A 3,852-nucleotide genomic window follows, 5' to 3' on the forward strand; every position below is an offset into this window, starting at 1 on the left:
TCATGCTCAAGACCAGCCCCAGTTCGCCCGAGGTGCCCGTGGCCAGCGCCCGCGTGTGGGCGCTGCGCCTGGCTGACGGCTACAAGGCCTGGGAAGGGTTTTCCGATGCCCTGGGTTACTACCACGCAACCGGCCTGGAAGTTGGAGTGGCCTACCAAGTTACAGCCATTGACCTGGCGGGTGGGCACAAATGCACCGCTGGCGGCCCCGTGATCGCAGTGAAGCCGTCCTAAATCCGTATTTTCTTCCAGCTTATAGGGGGTAGAGGTGGCTGTCTTCGATGGAAAACTCGTCTTTACTGCCCCAGCGGATGGGAGCGGGAAGCTGGTTTTTGGGGAGGAGTTCCCTTCAGACTGGATAGCAGTTCCCAGCGTCAAAGTTTGGAATGGCAGCGCTTGGGTTCAGCGGCCTCTGCGTGTTTTTGATGGGGTGGCTTGGCAGACTGTGAGCCTAAAGATCTGGATCGGGGGCTAGCTCTGCTCTGCAGGCGTCCGCCATCTGATCCTCCCCCGCGTAGGGTTAGACGCAAGAGGCTGGGCCCTGGATCATGGGCCCATGAAAAAAGCACTCGTCGTCTTCCTTGCCGCAATCGGTGTCAACCGGCATTTGAGTGCTGAGCAGCGCCAGGACATTGCCAACGCGGCCTACCACGCGACACCTGGAGCAGCTGCCACGGGCGTATTCAAAGTGTGGGGGTTGCCGCTGAGCGAATGGCTCGTGGTGGCCTCGCTATTGTTCATTGCGTTGCAGGCTGGTTACTTGGTATGGAAGTGGCGCCGAGATTACCGCCGCGATCTGGCCCGCCGCGCCATGGGCAAGTTGGCTGATGAGACTGTGCGGGGTGATCTGTGAGCAGCCGGGGCAAAGTCTGGGGAAGTCTGTCCGCGCTTGTCGCCGCTGTGGTTATGGGCGTGCTGGGAGTTGAAGGCGGCTACGTCAACGACGCCAATGACGCCGGCGGCGAGACGAACCACGGCATCACCGTGGCTGTGGCGCGTGACAGTGGCTACACAGGTCCAATGGCGAGCATGCCGGTAGAGAAGGCCATCGACATCTATGCCGAGTCGTACATCAAGGGGCCGAAGTTTGACCAGCTACTGGCGCTGTCTCCGGCGGTGGGCACCAAGCTGACTGACATCGGGGTGAACGCCGGTCCCGGCCGCGCCGCGCGCTGGCTGCAGCAGTCTCTCAACGATCTGAGCCGTGGGGGCCGTGACTTCACCGTCGTGGCCGTCGATGGTGACATTGGCGCCCGCACGCTGGCCGCCTATTCAGCCTTGGAGAAGCGCCGGGGCCGGGTCAAGGCCTGCGAGCTGACCCTCAAGCTGCTCGATGGCTACCAGGCCGCCCACTACTCCGAGCTTGCCAAGAGCGCCTCCAATGCCAGCTTCATGGTCGGCTGGGTGGATCACCGGTTGGGCAATGTGCCGCTGGATCGTTGCGCCGAAAAGGTGGCGGGGGTGCTGGGGTGAGCCTCGCCACCATCACCCATGGCGTGGTGGCCGTCTCGGCAGGCCTGCTGGTTTGGTTCTTCCAGGAGGCCCGCTTGGGTGCTGACCTGGCCGACGAACGGCTGCGGGCTGGCGAGTATCGCGAGCAGGTCACCTCGGAGCGAAGCGCTGCCAATACCCGTGTGCGCAAGGCCGAGCAGGCCGTCACCGACAAATACCAAGGAGCCCTGAATGCATCCCTCAAACGTGAGGCGCTGCAGCGCCTGGAGCTTGATGGCCTGCGCCGCGTCAATGACGGCTTGCGCGACCAAAACGCCGATGCCGCCCGCCGACTTGCCGCTGCTCCCCCTGCCGCCGTCCTTGAGTACGCCACTGCCCTCGGAGTCGTATTTGAAGACTGCCGCGCAGCGTATGGCGACATGGCAGCAAAGGCTGCAGGCCACGCAAGTGATGTCGTCACCGCCCACGACGCCTGGCCCAGCTTCACCCCAGTGAAGGAATAGGGCATGGCCGCACAACGCCCACTGCCCCTCTACACGTCCCGCAGCACAGTGCGGGCGCTCAAGATCAAAACCGTCACCTACAGCCGCGAGCCCCTGGAGGGCGTGCCGCGCGGCGAAGCCTTCATCACGCCGGCCGATGGGCGCTATGCGCCCTTCTGGGTCAATGAGCCCTGGGCCATGAAGAACCGCCCGCAGCCAGGCGGCTACTTCGTGGTTCACGCAGACGGCCATCAATCGTTTTCACCCGCCAACGCATTTGAGAGCGGCTACAGCCGCTTGGAGGATTGACCATGCCCACCACCACCGCACGCTACTTTGCCCATGCGCACCTGCCGCCAAAGCTGCAGACCGTTGCCCAACCGCTTTCTCTTCTGGCGGCCAGTCTTGAGCAGCTCCTGCCCGATGGCCCTGAGAAGAGCGCCGGCATGCGCAAGCTCCTTGAGGCCAAGGACTGCTTTGTCCGCGTGGCCCTGGATATGCCCGAGCCCACGAGCACGCTGCAGCCTTTCCAGCAGCGTGTGGTGGCCGAGAAGATGGAGCGCGAGCAGGAGATAGGGCGCCTGTCTGCTTTCATCCGCGAGAGCGAGGCTTTCGCGGCGCTGCCAGCCGAGGAACAAGCCCGCCTGCGCCGACAGCTGGACGTAATGCATGAGCTCGTCGTCGTGTTGGCTGATCGCATCTCCCATTTCTGAGCCACCTGGCCCGCGCCGGCCGGCTGCCGGATCACTTGGAGAGAAGATGACCTTCCTGAAAAAGCATTGGCAGATTGCTGCCGCCTTGGCGCTGATCGCCTTCATGTTCTTCTTTGGCTGGCGCCTGTTCGGCGCGGCTGCCAAAGCCATCGACCTGGGCGCTTTTGTGGTGCTGGGTGTGGGGCTGTTGCTGGTCCCCATTGCCGGCATGGGCGACGAGATTCTGCGCAAGCTCAACGAGCAGGCCACCACCGTGACGAACGAGACGACCAAAAAGGTCGCTTCGGTGTCGTGGCCCAGCCCGCGAACGCACCGACAAGAATTGGAGCTGGCGCTTGTGAACAGGTCGTCCCATTGCTTGGCCATAGTTCCGGAGGCGGGTGATAACGCCAAGATGATGTTGGATCGCCTGCTGGCGCGGGACGCGGTTAATCAGTCACTTGACACTGCCTTCCAGGAACTTGCCACCCCATCTACTGGTGCTGTACTGCGCAGTGCAGGCTATGGCAACGCGAGTTGCGGGGGCTGCCAGAAGGCGGACACCATCAAGCTGCCGGTGGTCGATGCTGGCGCTGATGCGCAGGAGCGCGAGATTCAAGCCAAGGGCCTGACCGCACCGCGCGTAACCAAGGAAGACATCGAGGCCGAGATTGTCAGCGAGCACTATTTCATCGGCAGCGACGCGATCCAGCAGGCCAATGCAGTGCATGTTTTCGGTGGTGCTGGGTGGTATCTGGGTGCCACGCAGCGTATGACCTTCTGCGTGCTGCAGCTTAAGAACGGTTTCACGGTCACCGGCGAGTCGGCATGTGTGAGCCCCGAGAACTTCGACGCGCAGATCGGCCGCGACATCGCCCGAGCGAATGCCATCGAAAAGATGTGGCTGCTGCTGGGTTTCCGCCTGGCCGACAAGCTGGCCGGCGCCGACGCACAGCCAACGCACCAGGCCTAGATTTCCAGGTCCTGCAGAACCCAGGCCTTCACCTGCTGGTACTGATCCACCCGGGGCATGTCCAGCAGGTGCGGTTGGTCAGCCTGCAGGTACTCGAAAAACAAGTGGACCTGTTTGCCCGAATCGTAATAGGGGAACCACCCATCATTGAGGTCGCGCATGTTCTTGCGCCACTGGCGCCAGAGCGCGATAACGGTCTTTTCGCGGTCAGAAAGGGACATCGGGCTCGAGGCTCCTGTAAAGGCGCTGGAGTT

General features: G+C 62.7%; 8 protein-coding genes. 7 read left to right on the forward strand and 1 reads right to left on the reverse strand.

Features of this window, described 5'->3' with window-relative positions:
* The 7 genes from H928_RS32640 to H928_RS33810 all read left to right on the forward strand — a co-directional run.
* On the forward strand, positions 1-233 hold a 233-nt coding region (locus H928_RS32640), incomplete at its 5' end, for a hypothetical protein (protein WP_043341737.1).
* 322 nt (positions 234-555) lie between these two features.
* Positions 556-852 (forward strand): type II holin, encoded by a 297-nt coding sequence (locus tag H928_RS0123210; protein WP_021028637.1) that lies wholly within the window; start codon positions 556-558, stop codon positions 850-852.
* 53 nt (positions 853-905) lie between these two features.
* Positions 906-1,472, forward strand: a complete 567-nt coding sequence (locus H928_RS0123215; RefSeq protein WP_021028638.1) for a glycoside hydrolase family 108 protein — start codon at positions 906-908, stop codon at positions 1,470-1,472.
* A complete protein-coding gene (locus tag H928_RS0123220) occupies positions 1,469-1,954 on the forward strand; it encodes a hypothetical protein (protein WP_021028639.1) in 486 nt (161 codons plus the stop codon). The genes H928_RS0123215 and H928_RS0123220 overlap by 4 nt, the downstream gene beginning before the upstream one ends.
* Positions 1,955-1,957: 3 nt before the next feature.
* Positions 1,958-2,242 (forward strand): hypothetical protein, encoded by a 285-nt coding sequence (locus H928_RS0123225; RefSeq protein ID WP_021028640.1) that lies wholly within the window; start codon positions 1,958-1,960, stop codon positions 2,240-2,242.
* 2 nt (positions 2,243-2,244) lie between these two features.
* Complete coding sequence (locus H928_RS32980; protein WP_204366338.1) at positions 2,245-2,646, forward strand: hypothetical protein; 402 nt, start codon at positions 2,245-2,247, stop codon at positions 2,644-2,646.
* Positions 2,647-2,692: 46 nt separating this feature from the next.
* A complete protein-coding gene (locus tag H928_RS33810) occupies positions 2,693-3,598 on the forward strand; it encodes a Gp49 family protein (protein WP_021028642.1) in 906 nt (301 codons plus the stop codon).
* Here H928_RS33810 and H928_RS0123240 read toward each other — a convergent pair.
* Positions 3,595-3,852 (reverse strand): hypothetical protein (locus H928_RS0123240; RefSeq protein WP_204366339.1); only part of this gene is annotated, 258 nt, incomplete at its 5' end. The genes H928_RS33810 and H928_RS0123240 overlap by 4 nt on opposite strands.

It is taken from the genome of Comamonas sp. B-9, from assembly GCF_000410635.1.
Lineage (GTDB): Bacteria > Pseudomonadota > Gammaproteobacteria > Burkholderiales > Burkholderiaceae_C > Comamonas.